We start from the raw sequence: 16465 nt of genomic DNA, 5'->3' as shown, positions 1-16465 counted from the left end.
TTACTCCTTCGCGGCCTTTTTCGCCGTGGGTTTACGTGTTTTCTTCTGCGTTTTTTGTGGTGCTTGCAGCCCGCGGAATGCCGATGCGGACCGGTTTTGTCGTGCTTGCTCGATCAATCCACTCAAGGTTTGAGTTAGCGGTTGCATAAAATCCTGGTAGCGGCGCTGTTTTTCACTGATCAACGTTAATGTAGCTTCCCAGTTGGCGGTCATATCCGGCAATGCTGCGCTAGGCGGTAATGCGTGAATCAGCGCGCGCCCCGCTTCGCTGGCATGAATGTAACGCCCTTTTTTAAACAGAAAGCTTCGTTTAAAGAGTAGCTCAATAATGCCTGCGCGCGTGGCTTCAGTGCCGAGGCCATCGGTTTCACGCAATATCTTCTTCAACGTTTTATCTTGCACAAAACGGGCAATACCGGTCATAGCCGAGAGCAACGTAGCATCGGTAAAAGGACGCGGGGGCTGGGTTTGCCGCTCCACCACTTCACCTTTTTCACACAGCAGCACATCCCCTTTAGCCACCACCGGCAACGGCAAGCCGTCATTTTCGTCGTCGCGCTCCTTGGCACCCAGCAGCGCGCGCCAGCCCGCATCGGCCAGAAAACGGGCTTTGGCAATAAATTTTCCCCCAGCGATATCGAGGGTAATAACGCATTTACGAAACACCGCATCAGGGCAAAACTGCATCAGATACTGTCGGGCAATCAGCCCGTGCACCTGACGCTCATTCTCGCTTAGCGAGACGCTGGCGCTGCGCGCAGTGGGAATAATCGCATGGTGAGTGTCGACTTTGCTGTCATCCCAGCAGCGATTGCGGCGTTCAAGATCGACGACCGGTTGCGGCAATAACCGGGGGCATGCACCGTAATCGCATTGATAACCGCGTGACGCCCGGCAAAATGCTCTTCAGGCAGGTAACGGCAGTCCGAACGCGGATAGGTAATCAGCTTATGGGTTTCATACAAGCGCTGGCAGGTGTCCAGCACTAATTGTGCGCTCAGGCCAAAGCGTTTCGCGGCTTCAATTTGCAATGCGGAGAGAGAATAAGGCAGCGGTGCCGTTTCCGACTCACGCTTATCGCTGTAATCCGTTACGGTAGCCGACTGCCCGGCAATGCGCTTGACCACATGCTCAGCCAAAGAACGGTGCAACAGACGCCCTTCTTCATCCTGATAAGGTTCACAGGATTCGCTCGGTTGCCACAGCGCCACAAAGCGTTCATCAGCAGGCGTGACAATATGCGCCTTGACCTCAAAGTAATCCTTGGAGACGAAGTTTTCGATCTCTTCATCGCGGCGTACCACAAGCCCCAGCACCGGTGTTTGCACCCGTCCGACGGAGAGCACGCCGTCATAGCCCGCATTGCGTCCTAATAGCGTGTAGGCGCGAGTCATGTTAATGCCATAGAGCCAGTCAGCACGCGAACGCGCCAGCGCAGAGACGCACAGTGGCACAAAGTCGCGATTATCGCGCAGGCGTTCGACCGCACGCGTCACCGCCTGCGGGTTGAGATCGTTGATCAGGCAGCGCCGCACCTGCTGGCGTTTTTCCGGGGCTAGCGCCAAATACTCCAGCACTTCATCCACCAGCAGTTGCCCTTCGCGATCCGGGTCACCGGCGTGGATCACCTCTGACGCCTCCTCCAACAGCTTCTTGATGACATTCAATTGCTTGCTCACTGATGGGCGCGGCATTAATAGCCATTTTTCGGGGATAATCGGTAGATCGGCCAACGACCAGCGCGCATAGCGGGCATCATAGGCATCGGGCTGAGCCTGCTCGAGTAGATGCCCGACGCACCAGGTGACGACATCCTGCGAACCGCAGGTGATGTAGCCGTCGCCTCGCCGATGCGGTTTGGGCAAGACATCAGCTATCGCCCTGGCAAGGCTGGGTTTTTCAGCAATAAACAGGCGCATTATCAGAAATAACGGACAAATTTTTCCGTGTCCACCGGCACAACCGTGGTGGACGCTTTCAGTTGAGGTGTTCCCAAATAGAGAAACCCGACAATTTCATCTTGTTCGCGGCAACCGAAGGCTTCACGCACCTGTTGGTGTTCAGTCCACAGGCCACTGCGCCAGATGCCGTTGAAACCCTGCGCCAATGCTGCCATTTGCATCGCTTGCACCGCGCAGCCTGCGGAAACCACCTGCTCCCACTTAGGCACCTTGGGATTTTCTTCGCAATGTGCAATCACGGTGATGACCATTGGGGCGCGAAACGGGGCTTGACGGGCTTTATCTTGTGCAGCAGCGTCCAGTCCATCCTGTTGAGCAGCAGCGTGTGAAACTTCACTCAGGCGGGCCAACCCCTCATCCTGTGCAATCACGAAACGCCACGGTTGCAGAGTGCCGTGATCTGGCGCGCGCATACCTGCATGAATAATATTGGCTAACGCGTCACCTTGCGGTGCCGGATCAGCCAAACGCGAGGCAGAACGGCGATTAAGTAACAAGTCCAGTGCATCCATCATTTTTCTCCTGTTAACGGCCCGCATGAAAAATAGCGCCAAGCGTTGCCATCGCCTGTCATTGCGCGCCACGGTATCACAACTCGCGATGCGTCAGTAACGGTTTTATGGCAATCCTATCATAGCGGATACCGGCAATAATGCGGGGAGATTCTGAATGTTATCGGCCTTGTTCAGGCGGTTGACCTATGATGATGCGCAAGCACAGAACGTCTGCCTGCGCATCCAAACAGTGACCAGCAACGTGCTCAATGCCGTGCCGCGATCACTCTGCGTCGTGACGCAAATGGTACACCTTTAACTGATTCCAGAAATCGAGGCCAATCAGCGTGTCATTTCCTGCACGACGAAAGGCGAACGCACTACCTTTATTGTGTCCGATACGGATAATACCTTGTTCTTCTTGCGCTTTTACTGGGGCAATACCGCGCACGTTCACCACACCGTCTTCGGCAATAGTGATATCAGGATCGCCCGTTTCGCGCAGGGCAAAGGCTCCTACGGGAATACCCGATGCCGGTGACACGATGTCCTGCTCTGTCAATGAGGCCATATTGGCAACGTTCTGGCACGATGCACCATCATTAATCGGCGCAGCGCAGGCAACCTGCAAAAGGTCACGGGCAGCCAGATATTGCCCACTACGCCACTGCGCTTTGGCCGCTTCGGTGCACAGTTTGGCCGAAACACCGCTGCGGCATAGCGCTGCCATAGTATCGGTATATTCTTGCGCCGGTGCCGCCGGGATGCCCGTCACGGCTGCGAACAGCGACTGACCATGCTTTTCCGCAGAGGCACGCGCTTCCCAACTGCTGCACGCTGAATCAATGTGATCTTCGCACAGTTGCTTTAACTGTGCAGTATCAATCTCATACATCATTTTTTTTGCAGGCACGTAGGTTGTTCCAACAGGTTTTACCCACTTCAGTTTTCGGCTGCGGCAGGTTGGCCAGGCAGGGTTGCTCCTCCTTGAGCACATAATTAAATTTGAACATCTGATCGGTGATGGTTTTACCGTCAGCAGACACTTCCATGGTGGAGTCTACCAATTCCTCCAACGTAACCCGTTTGAGTTTACTTCCTTCTAAACGGTAATGATGTAACGTGGTCTCGGTAGCAAACGATTGTTGTAGCAGCTCGTGATTTAACACACGAATCTGGCTTCTTGGTTCTTTATAAATACCACAGGTCAATCCAGAAACCGGATCGGCCAAAGCATGGAATGACAGAGAGGTCAATAGCAAAAGGAACAACACACGGACGTGCGTTAAAAAAGGCATGGTTCACTCCATTGATAAGAATACACTTCACCTGATAACTTCAGACAACGTGATAATTATAAAAGCATTATTTTCCATGGACGAACGTTTTCTCTCTGAAATGCCGTTAGTAGATTCTGCTTTTTATTATTCATCTCTGCCGCGCACTTCAGTATTCCTCCTCCGGTAGTCGCCACATTAGGTCGCACGAAAAAAGTCACGTCGCAAGCAATCGCTTTTCTTTACAAAATAGACACATTTTTATCAACGAAGGGTACTAATGAAGTTGGCATTTTCCTATACGCTCATTAGGATAGAGAGTAAGTTTGCTCTTATTAGCGTGAATGTCGCGGGGCAATCCTTTACTGCTCGCTTTGCCATCAAAAGGAACAGCGAGCAGGTATTATGTTTGGCGTTTTTGGAGATAACATGCGCACACTGTGGCGAATCTTTAGCGGACTCTTCAAGTGGACTTGGCGTCTGCTCAATTTCACCCGCGAGTTTATTCTTAACCTGTTTCTGATTGTGTTGATTCTGGGGGGTGTCGGTATTTATGCGCAGTTTAAAAATGCACCGCCCCAAACGCCTCAGGGCGCGCTGCTCGTTGATATCACTGGCGTTGTCGTCGATAAGCCGACGGTCAATAATAAACTTCGTCAGTTGGGCAGAGAATTTTTTGGTGCTTCCAGCAACCGCCGTCAGGAAAATTCGCTGTTTGATATTGTTAATACTATTCGTCAGGCCAAAAACGACAGCAATATTACCGGTATGGTGCTCGATCTGAGCGATTTCGTCGGTGCCGACCAACCCTCTCTGCAATATATCGGCAATGCATTGCGTGAATTCCGCGACAGCGGCAAGCCCATTTTTGCAATCGGCGACAGTTACAGCCAAACGCAATACTATCTGGCCAGTTTCGCGACCAGTATTTCACTCACCCCGCAGGGTAATGTCGATCTGCGCGGTTTCGCCACCAATGGCCTCTATTACAAATCGCTGTTGGAAAAGCTGGATGTAACCAGTCACGTATTCCGCGTCGGTACCTACAAATCTGCGGTAGAGCCTTTCCTGCGTGACGATATGTCCCACGAAGCGCGCGAAGCCGATATGCGCTGGGTCGGTGGATTGTGGCAAAACTACCTGAATACGGTTGCAGCAAACCGCCAAATTACACCGCAACAGCTGTTCCCCGGTGCCAGCGCGATTATTGCTGGCCTTCAGGCTGTGCAAGGCGATCCGGCACGCTATGCCCTGGAAAACAAACTGGTGGACGAAGTGGCATCACGTTCGGTCATCGAACAGAAGCTGGTAAAAACCTTCGGCTGGGACACCAAAAATCAAAGCTTCAACTACACCAGCATTTACGACTACACCGAAAAACCTAACAATCAAAGCGGCGCAGAAATTGCGGTGATCTTTGCCAGCGGCGCCATTGTTGATGGTCCAGAAACCCCGGGGGTGGTCGGTGGTGATACCACGGCGGCTCAAATTCGTCAGGCCAGACTGGATCCTAAAATCAAGGCGATCGTGCTACGCGTTAATAGCCCTGGAGGCAGCGTAACCGCTTCGGAGAAGATTCGCTCTGAGTTGATGGCAGTACGTCTGGCTGGCAAACCGATCGTGGTATCCATGGGCGGTATGGCCGCGTCCGGCGGCTACTGGATCTCCACACCAGCGAACGCCATCATCGCCAGTCCGAGCACCCTGACGGGTTCAATTGGGATATTTGGCGTGATCACCACGTTTGAAAATACCCTTGGCGCTATCGGCGTACATACCGATGGTGTGGCAACCTCGCCGTTAGCAGATCTCAGCATCACTAAAACGCTGCCGCCCGAGTTTGCACAGATGATGCAAATCAGCATCGAGCGGGGTTATAAAAACTTCGTCGAACTGGTCGCGCAATCACGTAAGAAAAGCCAGGAAGAGATTGATAAAATCGCCCAGGGGCACGTATGGACCGGTGACGACGCCAAGACCAACGGGTTGGTCGATCAACTGGGTGACTTTGACGACGCGGTCAAAAAAGCCGCTGAACTGGCCAAGCTGGGCCAATACCAGCTCAACTGGTTTGAAGAGCAGCCAAGCCTGCTGGATATGATGCTAAACCGCGTCAACGCCGCCGCCCATGCTTGGTTACCGGCCCGACTTCAGGCCATGTTACCTGCTCCGGTAGCGCAGTTGGCTGAGGTGGTGCAAGCACAACCTGCTTTGCTCAATACATTTAACGATCCGCAACATCGCTATGCCCTTTGCATGGCCTGCGGTGAAGTGGAATAAACATCGTCACACAGGATTTTCCCTCAGCCCGGCTTATGTCGGGCTGTTTTTCATCTTTTTAATAAGAACAGCATGCAAAAGAAATCCATTTATGTCGCGTATACCGGCGGTACCATAGGTATGCAACGTTCCGCCAATGGTTACATTCCGGTTTCATGTCACCTGCAACAACAGCTGGCCAACATGCCGGAGTTTCATCGCCAGGAGATGCCTGATTTTACCATCCATGAATATGACCCGCTGATTGACTCCTCCGACATGACCCCTGCCGATTGGCAGGCTATCGCTGAGGATATTCAACAGCATTATGATGAGTATGACGGCTTCGTGATTCTGCACGGCACCGATACCATGGCCTTCACGGCATCTGCTCTCTCCTTCATTATGGAGAATTTGGCAAAACCACTCATTGTGACAGGGTCACAAATTCCGTTGACCGAATTGCGTTCTGATGGGCAAACCAACCTGCTCAATGCGCTTTATGTCGCGGCTAATCACCCGGTGAATGAAGTCAGCCTGTTTTTCAATAACAAGTTACTGCGCGGTAACCGCACCACGAAAGCCCATGCTGACGGTTTTGATGCGTTTGCTTCCCCCAATTTCCCGACGCTGCTGGAGGCCGGTATTCACATACGCCGCCTGGTGTCAGCGCAGTCGGAAACCCCCAGCGCACCGCTGATCGTACATCCTATTACCCCACAACCGATTGGTGGGATTACCGTCTATCCAGGGATTTCAGCGGACGTAGTGCGTAACTTCCTGCGCCAGCCGGTCAAGGCGCTGATATTGCGTTCTTATGGTGTAGGTAACGCCCCGCAAAGCCCAGCACTACTGGACGAACTGCGTCAGGCATCGGAGCGGTGGATTGTGGTGGTTAACCTCACCCAGTGCATTTCAGGACGGGTGAATATGGAGGGCTACGCCACTGGAAATGCGCTGGCGCAGGCTGGCGTGATCAGTGGTTTTGATATGGCGGTGGAAGCCGCGCTGACAAAACTGCATTATCTGCTGAGCCAACCTGATTTAACCCCTGATACCATTCGCCAGTTAATGCAACAAGACCTGCGCGGCGAATTGACCCAGGATGCATAACCCGGATGCTGGAGCGAGCTGCCATGAACCATACCGCCATGAACCATGCCCTGCTGTTGGTTGATTTGCAGAATGATTTTTGTCCGAACGGCGCACTGCCTGTCGCACAGGGTGATGTCACCATCGATGTTGCCAACCTAGCGATAGTGGCAGCACAGAAAGCCAGGATACTCGTCATCGCCAGCCAGGACTGGCATCCGGCCAATCATCTGAGCTTCGCCGACAATAACCCTGGTGCTGTCGTGGGAGAGCGTGGTGAACTGGCAGGATTAGCGCAAACATGGTGGCCAGTGCACTGCGTACAGGGCACGCGAGGTGCGGAGTTTCACCAGCGCCTTCATCATGAGGCGTTTGATGCGGTTATACAGAAAAGCACTAAGCATGACATTGACAGTTACAGCGCTTTTTTCGACAACGGCAAACGCGCCGCCACCGCACTGGATAACCTGTTACGCCAACGTGGCATCACGCGTTTGATCATCATGGGGCTGGCAACGGACTACTGCGTAAAATTTACCGTGTTAGATGCGTTGGAACTCGGGTATGACGTGCAGATCGTTGAAGAGAACTGTCGCGGGGTGAATCTCCAACCAGATGATAGCGAAGCAGCTCTGGCCGACATGGTGGCTCACAGAGCACGTCGTATTGGCCTGGCCGACGTTATCGCGGCATTAGCGCACCACCCCGCATAACGCCGAGTCCCTGAGCATTCAGGGACCTCGGTTACTGACGTTCTCGCTGAATCAGGTTGTCGATGGCAAACGCCTGTTTTAGCTCTTGCTTGCTTTTCATAACCAACTTACCGTCGGTATTGATGGTCATGTGTTCCGCATCAACGTTATGGCGTGATTGCCATAGCATCACCATTTGCAGGCAATTTTCTTTTTGCTCCAGCGTCAACGGTACGCCATCAGGCCATTTTCCCAGCTCCACGGCGGTTGCCAGGCGTTGGTAGATATCCGGCGTCAGCGCCGTCACAACTTCATCAAGCTGTTTGTCGAACATCGTCATTGCCACCCTGTCATTGCTATTTTTCATCAAAACCTAGTAAGCTGAAACGTTTTAGCTGCAACTACTATCCTTACCGTCAGCCATCCACTTTCTCACCGTCGGTGCCATCGATAAAGCTCAACGAGGCCGAGTTAACGCAGTAACGCTCGCCGGTGGTTTGCGGACCATCGGGGAACACATGCCCTAAATGGGCATCGCATTTACCGCAGCGAATTTCGATACGGTGCATGTTATGCGAAAAATCTTCCAGATAACGGATTGCCCCCTTCGCCACGGGCCGATCAAAGCTGGGCCAGTCGCATCCAGAGTCATATTTGTTGTCGGAGTAAAACAGCGCGCTTTGGCAGCACAGGCAGTGATATACCCCGGTGCGTTTATTATGCAACAGTTTGCCTGAATAGGCAGGTTCAGTGCCGCGTTGCTGCGTCACGTACTGTTGCATCTCCGTCAATGTTCCCTTGCCTGCCGTTGCAGACGTTGAAGCTGGCTTATCCATGATTGTCTCGCCATCATTTTTGTTTGGCATGACTTAGTTTAACAAGAATTAACATCCTCATAACGTTTTTTCCGACTAAAATGAGGAGTAACCGACCAAGGCCCCAGCAATTGTGATATCCATCACATTTATCGGGCCTGCGGGCTTTATATTGGTGCAAACGCTCCCATTTAAGGGAAAGATGTTCCTAAGTTTCATTACGGCGCTTTTTCGTGCAACTGTTGCGCATCAGATTTGACTTGCCGCAACTATTGACCCGATTCCGCTTGACGCTCAGCAAGGTTTTTGTAATTTTACAACCAACCTTTATTCACTAACCATTATTCACAAACCATAGCTGGTGGAATATATGACTATCAAAGTAGGTATCAACGGTTTTGGCCGCATCGGCCGCATTGTTTTCCGTGCTGCTCAGAAACGTTCTGACATTGAGATCGTTGCAATCAACGACCTGTTGGACGCTGACTACATGGCTTACATGCTGAAATACGACTCAACTCACGGCCGTTTTGACGGCACCGTTGAAGTGAAAGACGGTCAGATGATTGTTAACGGCAAAAAAATCCGCGTTACCGCAGAAAGAGATCCGGCTAACCTGAAGTGGGACGAAGTTGGTGTTGACGTGGTTGCAGAATCAACCGGTATCTTCCTGACTGACGAAACTGCACGTAAGCACATCACCGCTGGCGCGAAAAAAGTGGTTCTGACTGGCCCGTCCAAAGACAACACCCCGATGTTCGTTCGTGGTGCCAACTTTGACAAATATGCCGGACAAGATATCGTTTCCAACGGATCTTGCACCACTAACTGCTTGGCACCGCTGGCAAAAGTAATCAACGACAACTTCGGCATCATCGAAGGTCTGATGACCACTGTTCACGCCACCACTGCTACCCAGAAAACCGTTGATGGCCCGTCTCATAAAGACTGGCGCGGCGGCCGCGGCGCATCCCAGAACATCATCCCGTCCTCTACGGGTGCAGCCAAGGCTGTAGGTAAAGTTCTCCCGGAACTGAACGGCAAACTGACCGGTATGGCGTTCCGCGTTCCGACCCTGAACGTTTCTGTGGTTGACCTGACTGTTCGTCTGGAAAAAGCAGCAACTTACGAAGAAATCAAGAAAGCTATCAAAGCCGCTTCTGAAGGCGAGTTGAAAGGCGTTCTGGGCTACGTTGAAGATGACGTGGTTTCCACCGATTTCAACGGCGAAATTCTGACGTCTGTGTTCGATGCCAAAGCCGGTATCGCGCTGAACGACAACTTTGTGAAACTTGTTTCCTGGTATGACAACGAAACCAGCTACTCCAACAAAGTACTGGACCTGATCGCCCACATCTCCAAATAAGGCAACGGTGCGATAAGCGATGCAAGGGGCGACATGATGTCGCCCTTTTTATTAGCTGCGTTCCGCCATGATGCAACACGAAATACAAATAAAACAAGGTAACATCATGAACGATAAAATTTTTTCACTTCCCATCAAATCTGAAATTTCATACACGGTCAGTCAACACCAGGTAGACCAACTGCCGGTCATTGTCGTTGATCATCCGCAGGTACGCGCTGCCGTCACGCTGCAAGGCGCCCATCTGCTGCACTGGCAGCCGCAAGGTGAAGTCCCAGTGCTGTGGTTGAGCGACAACACGCCGTTCGCGGTGGTGTGCCGATCTGCTTCCCATGGTTTGGCCCGTTTGCGGAACCTAACCACGGTTTTGCCCGTTTACTGCCGTGGGAATTCACCGCACACCGTGAAGATGCCAACGGCGTTGAGTTGACTTTCACCCTGCGTGATACGCCGGAGACGTTGGCAAGCTGGCCACACGCTTTTACGCTGACTGCGCGCTACAAGCTGGGTAAAACCTGCACGATCGAGTTAGAAGCGCAGGGTTATTACAGCATCACCAGCGCCCTGCACACCTACTTCCAGATTGGTGATATTGACCATATCCGCGTCAGCGGTTTGGGCGATACCTTTATCGATTAGGTCAATCAAGGCAAGTTGACGACGCAAGGTGGCGATCTGACGTTCACTGAGCGCACCGATCGCATCTATACGCATCCGCAAGCAGTGAGCAGCATCGTGGACCCAACGCTGAAACGCACTATAGACGTGCACCACACGCACCACAGCGATGCGGTTGCCTGGAACCCGGCGGCGGAACTGTCTAAAACCATCGCCGACATGCCGGATGACGGTTATAAAACCTTTGTCTGCGTGGAAACGGCTCGTGTGACTCAGCCGTTTGTTGCCACCCCCGCCGCTCGCAGGCGGCGCTAACACGTAATGTTTCACTGCCCTATCCCGCTACACAACATCCAACGACTGCTTACTGGTCGGTGCAGGAAAAGCGACATCCAGCGCAGCAATATCACCACTATCCAATTCCAACGTGAGCGCGCGGGCATTTTCTTCAACATGGGCCACCGAACTCGCTTTCGGAATGGCAATCACGCCGGGTTGTCGCAATACCCAAGCCAGCATAATTTGTGCCGGCGTCGCCTGGTATTTGTGCGCCATGCGCATTATCACAGGGTAAGAAAACAGGTTGCGGCGCAGCGTACCTGCTTGTTCTAATGGGCAGTAGGCCATCACCGGCACGGCGCGTGCTTGACACCAAGGCAGCAAATCAAACTCGATACCGCGCGAAGCAACATGATAAAGCACCTGATTAGTCATGCAGCCATAAACGTGCAAATGGGGTGAAATCACCCCATTATTGTGCGGCACTTGCCCTGCTTTAGCGCATCAGGTGTTAGAAGCGATAGCTCACACCAGCGCCAAACACCATGGTATAGCTGCGATCGACCATCGGGCTCTCTTTCACTTCATCCGCCAGGCGCACATAGCGTCCGGTGGCCCATGCGCTCCAGCTATCGTTGATACGGTAGTTGGTGCTCAACTCGGCGTACGGCGACCAATCACCATCCGGACTGTAAGCCCCTAACCCTGAGCGTGATGCCTCTTTGCCACTGATACCAAAGTAATAGCGGTTGAGTCTTTCGCTGCTCCAGGTCACACCGACGCCCGGCGTCAATGACCAGTCACCCAATTCGAAGCGATACAGGTAGGTGTTGTCCCACAGATAACCGTCGCTGTAGCCCAAGGTATCGGCCACCACAGAGGTGCGCAAAATTCCCCAGGACGCGGAGTGAGAATAGGCCAGGCCCGCCATCAGCGTGCCACGGCGCTTATCCAGTTGCTTCATCTGCGCATCGTCGTTGTCACCCGGTTTGAATCCCAATGGAGAATAGAGTGCCGTTACCGACAGGCGGTTTTGTCCGTCATTCCACAGATAATACCCCCCACCCAACCCGCGAAAATAAAAGTTGTCACTTTCATAGGTCACCATTGGCACCGGATACAGTGCATTATCGCCCCCGCTATACGGGCTGATGGAACCTAATACCCCGGCTCCCAGTGAGAAATCCGCCGCAACTGCCGTTGTTGCCGCCAGCGACCCTGCCAGCAGCAAAGAAGTATAAATAACAGATGATTTTTTCATAACGTTATTATTCCTATTACTGATATGAATTATCAAAATCGTATTTTGCTCATATTAATCATAATCTTTAAATGTGCAAACCGCATGGCATTAAAGCACATGCTGCAACTATCGTCATTCCAGATGAGCCAGGGGCATGAATGCCCAGTGGCTACCGCCATTGTAGCGGCATACTTCGCTGAGTGAGTTATTGAAATATCTTAAAAAGATGTTTTCACCAATGAGGAAATTTTGCAGATGCCAACTACGCTTAATGACAGGAAGATAAATGTTCCTGAGTTCGCGGATTAGCATGAGTGTGTTTACCTACCTCCCCACCTCACCCTGTGTGGCTGAAGGAAAACGCGCCTTGTCAGTGTAATAACATCCACACTACTGCGAATTTGGCATAAGGGTTGCTGTATTCAGGAAAATCATCTGCCAGAGGGCTACACATCTATGGCCGCATAAATAACGCCGCACATTATTTAACAGGCCCTCTAAATCTGTGCTAATCGACGAAGGACGGGCATCGCTATGAACATATTTGATCATTACCGTCAGCGTTATGACGCTGCCAAGGACGAAGAATTCACGTTGCAGGAATTTCTTAACATCTGTCAGCAGGATCGCAGTGCTTATGCGAGTGCCGCCGAACGATTGTTAATGGCGATCGGTGAACCCGTAATGGTGGACACCGCCCATGAGTCTCGCCTTTCCCGTTTATTCTCTAATCGGGTAATTGCACGCTATCCGGCCTTTGAAGAGTTCTACGGCATGGAAGATGCCATAGAGCAGATCGTCGCTTACCTGAAACACGCCACTCAAGGGCTGGAAGAGAAGAAACAGATCCTGTATCTGCTCGGTCCGGTAGGCGGCGGGAAATCATCGCTGGCTGAGCGCCAATGGCGAGCGTAGCCCGGTCAACGACCAACCACTTTGCCTGTTCAACCCGCAGGAAGATGCCGACATTCTTGAAAAAGAGTACGCGGTACCGCACCGTTATCTGGGCACTATCATGTCGCCCTGGGCGGCCAAACGCCTGCGCGATTTCGGTGGTGACATCACCAAATTCAAAGTAATAAAAGTTTGGCCTTCCATTCTGGCACAGGTCGCGATCGCCAAAACTGAACCGGGCGACGAAAACAATCAGGATATCTCCGCACTGGTCGGGAAAGTGGATATCCGCAAGCTGGAGCATTTTGCCAAAAACGATCCTGATGCCTATGGCTATTCCGGTGTGCCGTGCCAACCAGGGCATAATGGAATTTGTGGAAATGTTCAAAGCACCCATCAAAGTCCTGCATCCCCTGTTGACCGCCACGCAGGAAGGCAACTATAACGGCACCGAAGGCATTGCTGCCATGCCGTTCAACGGCATCATTCTGGCCCACTCTAACGAATCGGAATGGGTACAATTCCGCAATAACAAAAACAACGAAGCCTTTTTGGACCGCGTTTACATCATCAAAGTGCCCTACTGCCTGCGCGTTTCCGAAGAGGTGAAGATTTACGACAAGCTGCTCGATCACAGCGAACTGTAGCACGCCCCCTGCGCGCCCGGTACGCTGGAAACCCTGGCACGCTTCTCAATCCTCTCGCGCCTTAAAGAGCCAGAAAACTCCAGTATCTACTCAAAAATGCGCGTGTACGATGGGGAAAGCCTGAAAGATACCGATCCCAAGGCAAAATCCTATCAGGAGTACCGTGATTACGCGGGCATCGATGAAGGCATGAGCAGTTTGTCCACCCGTTTCGCCTTCAAGACCCTCTCGCGCGTGTTCAACTTCGACCACAGTGAGGTTGCCGCCAACCCGGTGCACCTGTTCTATGTGCCGGAACAGCAAGTCGAACGTGAGCAGTTCCCGCAAGAAGTGGCGGAAAAATATGTCGAGCACCTGAAAGGCTACCTGATTCCCAAATACGCCGAATTTATCGGCAAAGAGATTCAGACCGCCTACCTGGAGTCCTACTCCGAGTACGGGCAAAACATTTTCGATCGCTATGTCACTTATGCTGATTTTTGGATTCAGGATCAAGAGTATCGCGATCCAGACACCGGTCAACTGTTTGACAGGGAATCGCTGAATGCCGAACTGGAGAAAATCGAGAAACCGGCTGGCATCAGCAACCCCAAAGATTTCCGTAACGAAATCGTCAATTTTGTGCTGCGTGCCCGCGCCAGCCACAGTGGCCACAACCCGAACTGGACCAGTTATGAAAAACTGCGCACCGTGATTGAGAAGAAAATGTTCTCCAATACGGAAGAGCTGTTGCCGGTGATTTCGTTCAACACCAAAACCTCGACCGATGAGCAGAAAAAACATGACTACTTTGTCGATCGTATGATGGAGAAAGGCTACACCCGCAAGCAGGTACGCTTGCTGTGCGAATGGTATCTGCGTGTCAGGAAATCATCATAACGTACGGGCAGCTTGACGACGTCATGCGGGGGAATCATGGCCTATTTCATTGATCGACGGCTGAACGGCAAGAACAAAAGCCCGGTGAACCGCCAGCGCTTTTTACGCCGCTATAAGTCGCAAATAAAACAGTCGATTTCCGAGACCATCAACAAGCGTTCTGTAACCGACATAGACAGCGGGGAGTCTGTATCGATCCCTCAAGGCGACATTAGCGAACCGATGTTCCATCAGGGGCGCGGCGGGAAGCGGCATCGTGTTCACCCTGGCAACGACCATTTTGTTACCAACGATCGCATCGAGCGGCCACAAGGAGGTGGCGGCAGCGGTGGCGGCCAAGGCAACGCCAGTAAAGATGGCGAAGGCCAGGACGAATTCGTGTTTCAAATCTCCAAGGATGAATACCTCGATCTGCTGTTCGAGGATCTGGCGCTGCCTAACCTGAAAAAGACCCAGCAACACCAAATGAACGAGTACAAAACGCACCGTGCGGGTTACACCGCTAACGGTGTGCCCGCCAACATCAGCGTGGTACGTTCGCTGCAAAATTCACTGGCGCGGCGTATGGCTATGACGGCAGGGAAACGGCGCGAACTGCACCAACTCGAGGAAGATCTGGCAGAGCTCGAGAACACCGAGTCCGCGCAATTGCTCGAAGAGGATCGGTTACGTCACGAGATTGCGGCGCTGCGCGAGAAGATTGCGCGAGTGCCCTTTATCGATACTTTCGACCTGCGTTTCAAGAAATATGAACTCCGGGCCGAACCGTCCATCAGGCAGTAATGTTTTGCCTGATGGACGGTTCCGGCTCGATGGATCAGGCCACCAAGGACATGGCGAAACGTTTTTATATTTTACTCTATCTGTTTTTGAGCCGGAATTATAAGAACGTGGACGTGGTTTACATTCGCCATCATACCCAAGCCAAAGAGGTCGATGAACAGGAGTTTTTCTACTCACAGGAGACCTGCGGCACCATTGTGTCCAGCGCATTAAAGCTGATGGAGGAAGTGGTTAAAGCGCGCTATAACCCGTCGCAGTGGAATATTTATGCGGCGCAAGCCTCCGATGGCGATAACTGGGCCGATGACTCACCGCTGTGTCACGATATTCTGGCTAACCAACTGCTGCCTTTTGTGCGTTACTACAGCTACAGCTACATCGAAATCACGCGTCGCTCACACCAAACCCTGTGGCGCGAGTATGAAGCGCTGCGTGATGCCTACCACAATTTTGCCATGCAACATATTCGCGATCAGGACGATATTTATCCGGTATTTCGCGAATTGTTCCGCAAGCAAACCGTTAACGGTTAACCGCCTAACCCTCCGCCAGCCTTTGCGATGGCGGAAACCAGCCCCGTATCAATTCTCGTCAAAGCGCGGTGTAGATTCTGGCAAGGTCGAATCGCCTTCATCCAGCGCACGTTGCAGCATCACCGTGTCCAGCCAGCGCCCATGTTTTAACCCTACGCTTGCCAGCGTTCCGACCAGCGAGAAACCGGCCTGACGGTGTAAATGCAGCGACCCCTCATTTTCGCTGTTATCCACAATCGCGATCAACTGGTGAAAGCCGCGTTGCTCAGCCCACTCAATGGCGTGAGCAAGGAGCGCTTTTTCCACCCCCTGCTGCTGGCATTGCGGATCAACATAGATCGAATCTTCAAGCGTATACTGGTAGGCCCTGCGCTCACGGTAGCGTGATAGATAGCAATACCCGGTTATGTGGCCATTTTTGCTGGCGACAAACCAAGGAAGACCGGCCGTGGTTTTTTTTTCAATCGGGCGAGCATCTCGTTGATATCCGGCGGCTCTGTTTCAAATCGATGCGGTGCCATGGATAACGTGATAGGCATAAATTTCCTGAATAGCGCTAATGTGTTGTTCTTTTGCTGCAATAATGTCCACGGTTTCACTCCCACAATAAACCGATTACAGGCTACGTGAAAT

At 52.2% G+C, this 16465-nt stretch carries 10 protein-coding genes and 6 pseudogenes; 7 read left to right on the top strand and 9 right to left on the bottom strand.

What is annotated here, in order from left to right:
- The 4 genes and pseudogenes from JZM30_RS03300 to JZM30_RS03285 all read right to left on the bottom strand — a co-directional run bounded on the left by JZM30_RS03300 (position 1) and on the right by JZM30_RS03285 (position 3753).
- A pseudogene (locus JZM30_RS03300) lies at positions 1-1919 on the bottom strand (DNA topoisomerase III).
- 2 nt (positions 1920-1921) lie between these two features.
- Positions 1922-2473, bottom strand: a complete 552-nt coding sequence (locus JZM30_RS03295; RefSeq protein ID WP_252317985.1) for an NAD(P)H nitroreductase — start codon at positions 2471-2473, stop codon at positions 1922-1924.
- A gap of 265 nt (positions 2474-2738) precedes the next feature.
- A complete protein-coding gene (locus JZM30_RS03290; protein ID WP_252317556.1) occupies positions 2739-3353 on the bottom strand; it encodes a hypothetical protein in 615 nt (204 codons plus the stop codon).
- Complete coding sequence (locus tag JZM30_RS03285; RefSeq protein WP_252317555.1) at positions 3343-3753, bottom strand: hypothetical protein; 411 nt, start codon at positions 3751-3753, stop codon at positions 3343-3345. Before JZM30_RS03285 ends, JZM30_RS03290 begins: the two co-directional genes overlap by 11 nt.
- Before the next feature lie 408 nt (positions 3754-4161).
- On the opposite strand from JZM30_RS03285, the gene sppA reads away from it, so the two are divergent.
- The 3 genes from sppA (at position 4162) to pncA (ending at position 7796) form a co-directional block, all read left to right on the top strand.
- Positions 4162-6012, top strand: coding sequence for a signal peptide peptidase SppA (gene sppA, locus JZM30_RS03280; protein ID WP_252317984.1), 1851 nt, complete (start codon positions 4162-4164; stop codon positions 6010-6012).
- 72 nt (positions 6013-6084) lie between these two features.
- Complete coding sequence (ansA, locus tag JZM30_RS03275) at positions 6085-7104, top strand: asparaginase (RefSeq protein ID WP_252317553.1); 1020 nt, start codon at positions 6085-6087, stop codon at positions 7102-7104.
- Positions 7105-7142: 38 nt separating this feature from the next.
- Positions 7143-7796, top strand: coding sequence for a bifunctional nicotinamidase/pyrazinamidase (pncA, locus tag JZM30_RS03270; protein WP_252317983.1), 654 nt, complete (start codon positions 7143-7145; stop codon positions 7794-7796).
- A gap of 31 nt (positions 7797-7827) precedes the next feature.
- Here pncA and JZM30_RS03265 read toward each other — a convergent pair whose 3' ends face one another.
- Together JZM30_RS03265 and msrB are read right to left on the bottom strand one after the other, a co-directional pair.
- Complete coding sequence (locus tag JZM30_RS03265) at positions 7828-8109, bottom strand: YeaC family protein (RefSeq protein WP_252317982.1); 282 nt, start codon at positions 8107-8109, stop codon at positions 7828-7830.
- An 82-nt stretch (positions 8110-8191) separates the two neighbouring features.
- Positions 8192-8611 (bottom strand): peptide-methionine (R)-S-oxide reductase MsrB, encoded by a 420-nt coding sequence (gene msrB / locus JZM30_RS03260; protein ID WP_252317552.1) that lies wholly within the window; start codon positions 8609-8611, stop codon positions 8192-8194.
- 349 nt (positions 8612-8960) lie between these two features.
- On the opposite strand from msrB, the gene gapA reads away from it, so the two are divergent.
- The gene (gene gapA / locus JZM30_RS03255) at positions 8961-9956 is read left to right on the top strand and encodes a glyceraldehyde-3-phosphate dehydrogenase (RefSeq protein WP_252317551.1); all 996 of its coding nucleotides are present in this window, start codon (positions 8961-8963) and stop codon (positions 9954-9956) included.
- Positions 9957-10062: 106 nt separating this feature from the next.
- Positions 10063-10889 (top strand): annotated as a pseudogene (locus JZM30_RS03250) (D-hexose-6-phosphate mutarotase).
- A gap of 27 nt (positions 10890-10916) precedes the next feature.
- Here the strand turns inward: JZM30_RS03250 and JZM30_RS03245 are convergent.
- Both JZM30_RS03245 and JZM30_RS03240 read right to left on the bottom strand, forming a co-directional pair.
- Positions 10917-11291 (bottom strand): annotated as a pseudogene (locus tag JZM30_RS03245) (aldo/keto reductase); the annotation flags it as partial.
- A gap of 73 nt (positions 11292-11364) precedes the next feature.
- On the bottom strand, positions 11365-12114 hold the full coding sequence (locus JZM30_RS03240) for a MipA/OmpV family protein (protein ID WP_252317550.1): 750 nt from the start codon (positions 12112-12114) through the stop codon (positions 11365-11367).
- A gap of 516 nt (positions 12115-12630) precedes the next feature.
- Between JZM30_RS03240 and JZM30_RS03235 the strand changes: the two are divergent.
- Positions 12631-14516: pseudogene (locus tag JZM30_RS03235) on the top strand (PrkA family serine protein kinase).
- 36 nt (positions 14517-14552) lie between these two features.
- Positions 14553-15832, top strand: a pseudogene (locus JZM30_RS03230) (YeaH/YhbH family protein).
- Between the two features lie 48 nt (positions 15833-15880).
- Here the strand turns inward: JZM30_RS03230 and JZM30_RS03225 are convergent.
- Positions 15881-16423, bottom strand: a pseudogene (locus JZM30_RS03225) (GNAT family N-acetyltransferase).
- Positions 16424-16465 lie beyond the last annotated feature (42 nt).

The sequence above is a fragment of the Candidatus Symbiopectobacterium endolongispinus genome, assembly GCF_018777385.1.
Taxonomy (GTDB): Bacteria; Pseudomonadota; Gammaproteobacteria; order Enterobacterales; family Enterobacteriaceae; genus Symbiopectobacterium; species Symbiopectobacterium endolongispinus.
This window is presented reverse-complemented; position numbering and strand designations above follow the sequence as displayed.

What these genes read in the sequence shown, in the direction of transcription:
- msrB (WP_252317552.1), bottom strand. Translation starts at nt 8,611, where the DNA reads ATGGATAAGCCAGCTTCAACGTCTGCAACGGCAGGCAAGGGAACATTG.
- JZM30_RS03290 (WP_252317556.1), bottom strand. Translation starts at nt 3,353, where the DNA reads ATGATGTATGAGATTGATACTGCACAGTTAAAGCAACTGTGCGAAGAT.
- ansA (WP_252317553.1), top strand. Translation starts at nt 6,085, where the DNA reads ATGCAAAAGAAATCCATTTATGTCGCGTATACCGGCGGTACCATAGGT.
- JZM30_RS03285 (WP_252317555.1), bottom strand. Translation starts at nt 3,753, where the DNA reads ATGCCTTTTTTAACGCACGTCCGTGTGTTGTTCCTTTTGCTATTGACC.
- JZM30_RS03265 (WP_252317982.1), bottom strand. Translation starts at nt 8,109, where the DNA reads ATGTTCGACAAACAGCTTGATGAAGTTGTGACGGCGCTGACGCCGGAT.
- gapA (WP_252317551.1), top strand. Translation starts at nt 8,961, where the DNA reads ATGACTATCAAAGTAGGTATCAACGGTTTTGGCCGCATCGGCCGCATT.
- pncA (WP_252317983.1), top strand. Translation starts at nt 7,143, where the DNA reads ATGAACCATGCCCTGCTGTTGGTTGATTTGCAGAATGATTTTTGTCCG.
- JZM30_RS03240 (WP_252317550.1), bottom strand. Translation starts at nt 12,114, where the DNA reads ATGAAAAAATCATCTGTTATTTATACTTCTTTGCTGCTGGCAGGGTCG.
- JZM30_RS03295 (WP_252317985.1), bottom strand. Translation starts at nt 2,473, where the DNA reads ATGGATGCACTGGACTTGTTACTTAATCGCCGTTCTGCCTCGCGTTTG.
- sppA (WP_252317984.1), top strand. Translation starts at nt 4,162, where the DNA reads ATGCGCACACTGTGGCGAATCTTTAGCGGACTCTTCAAGTGGACTTGG.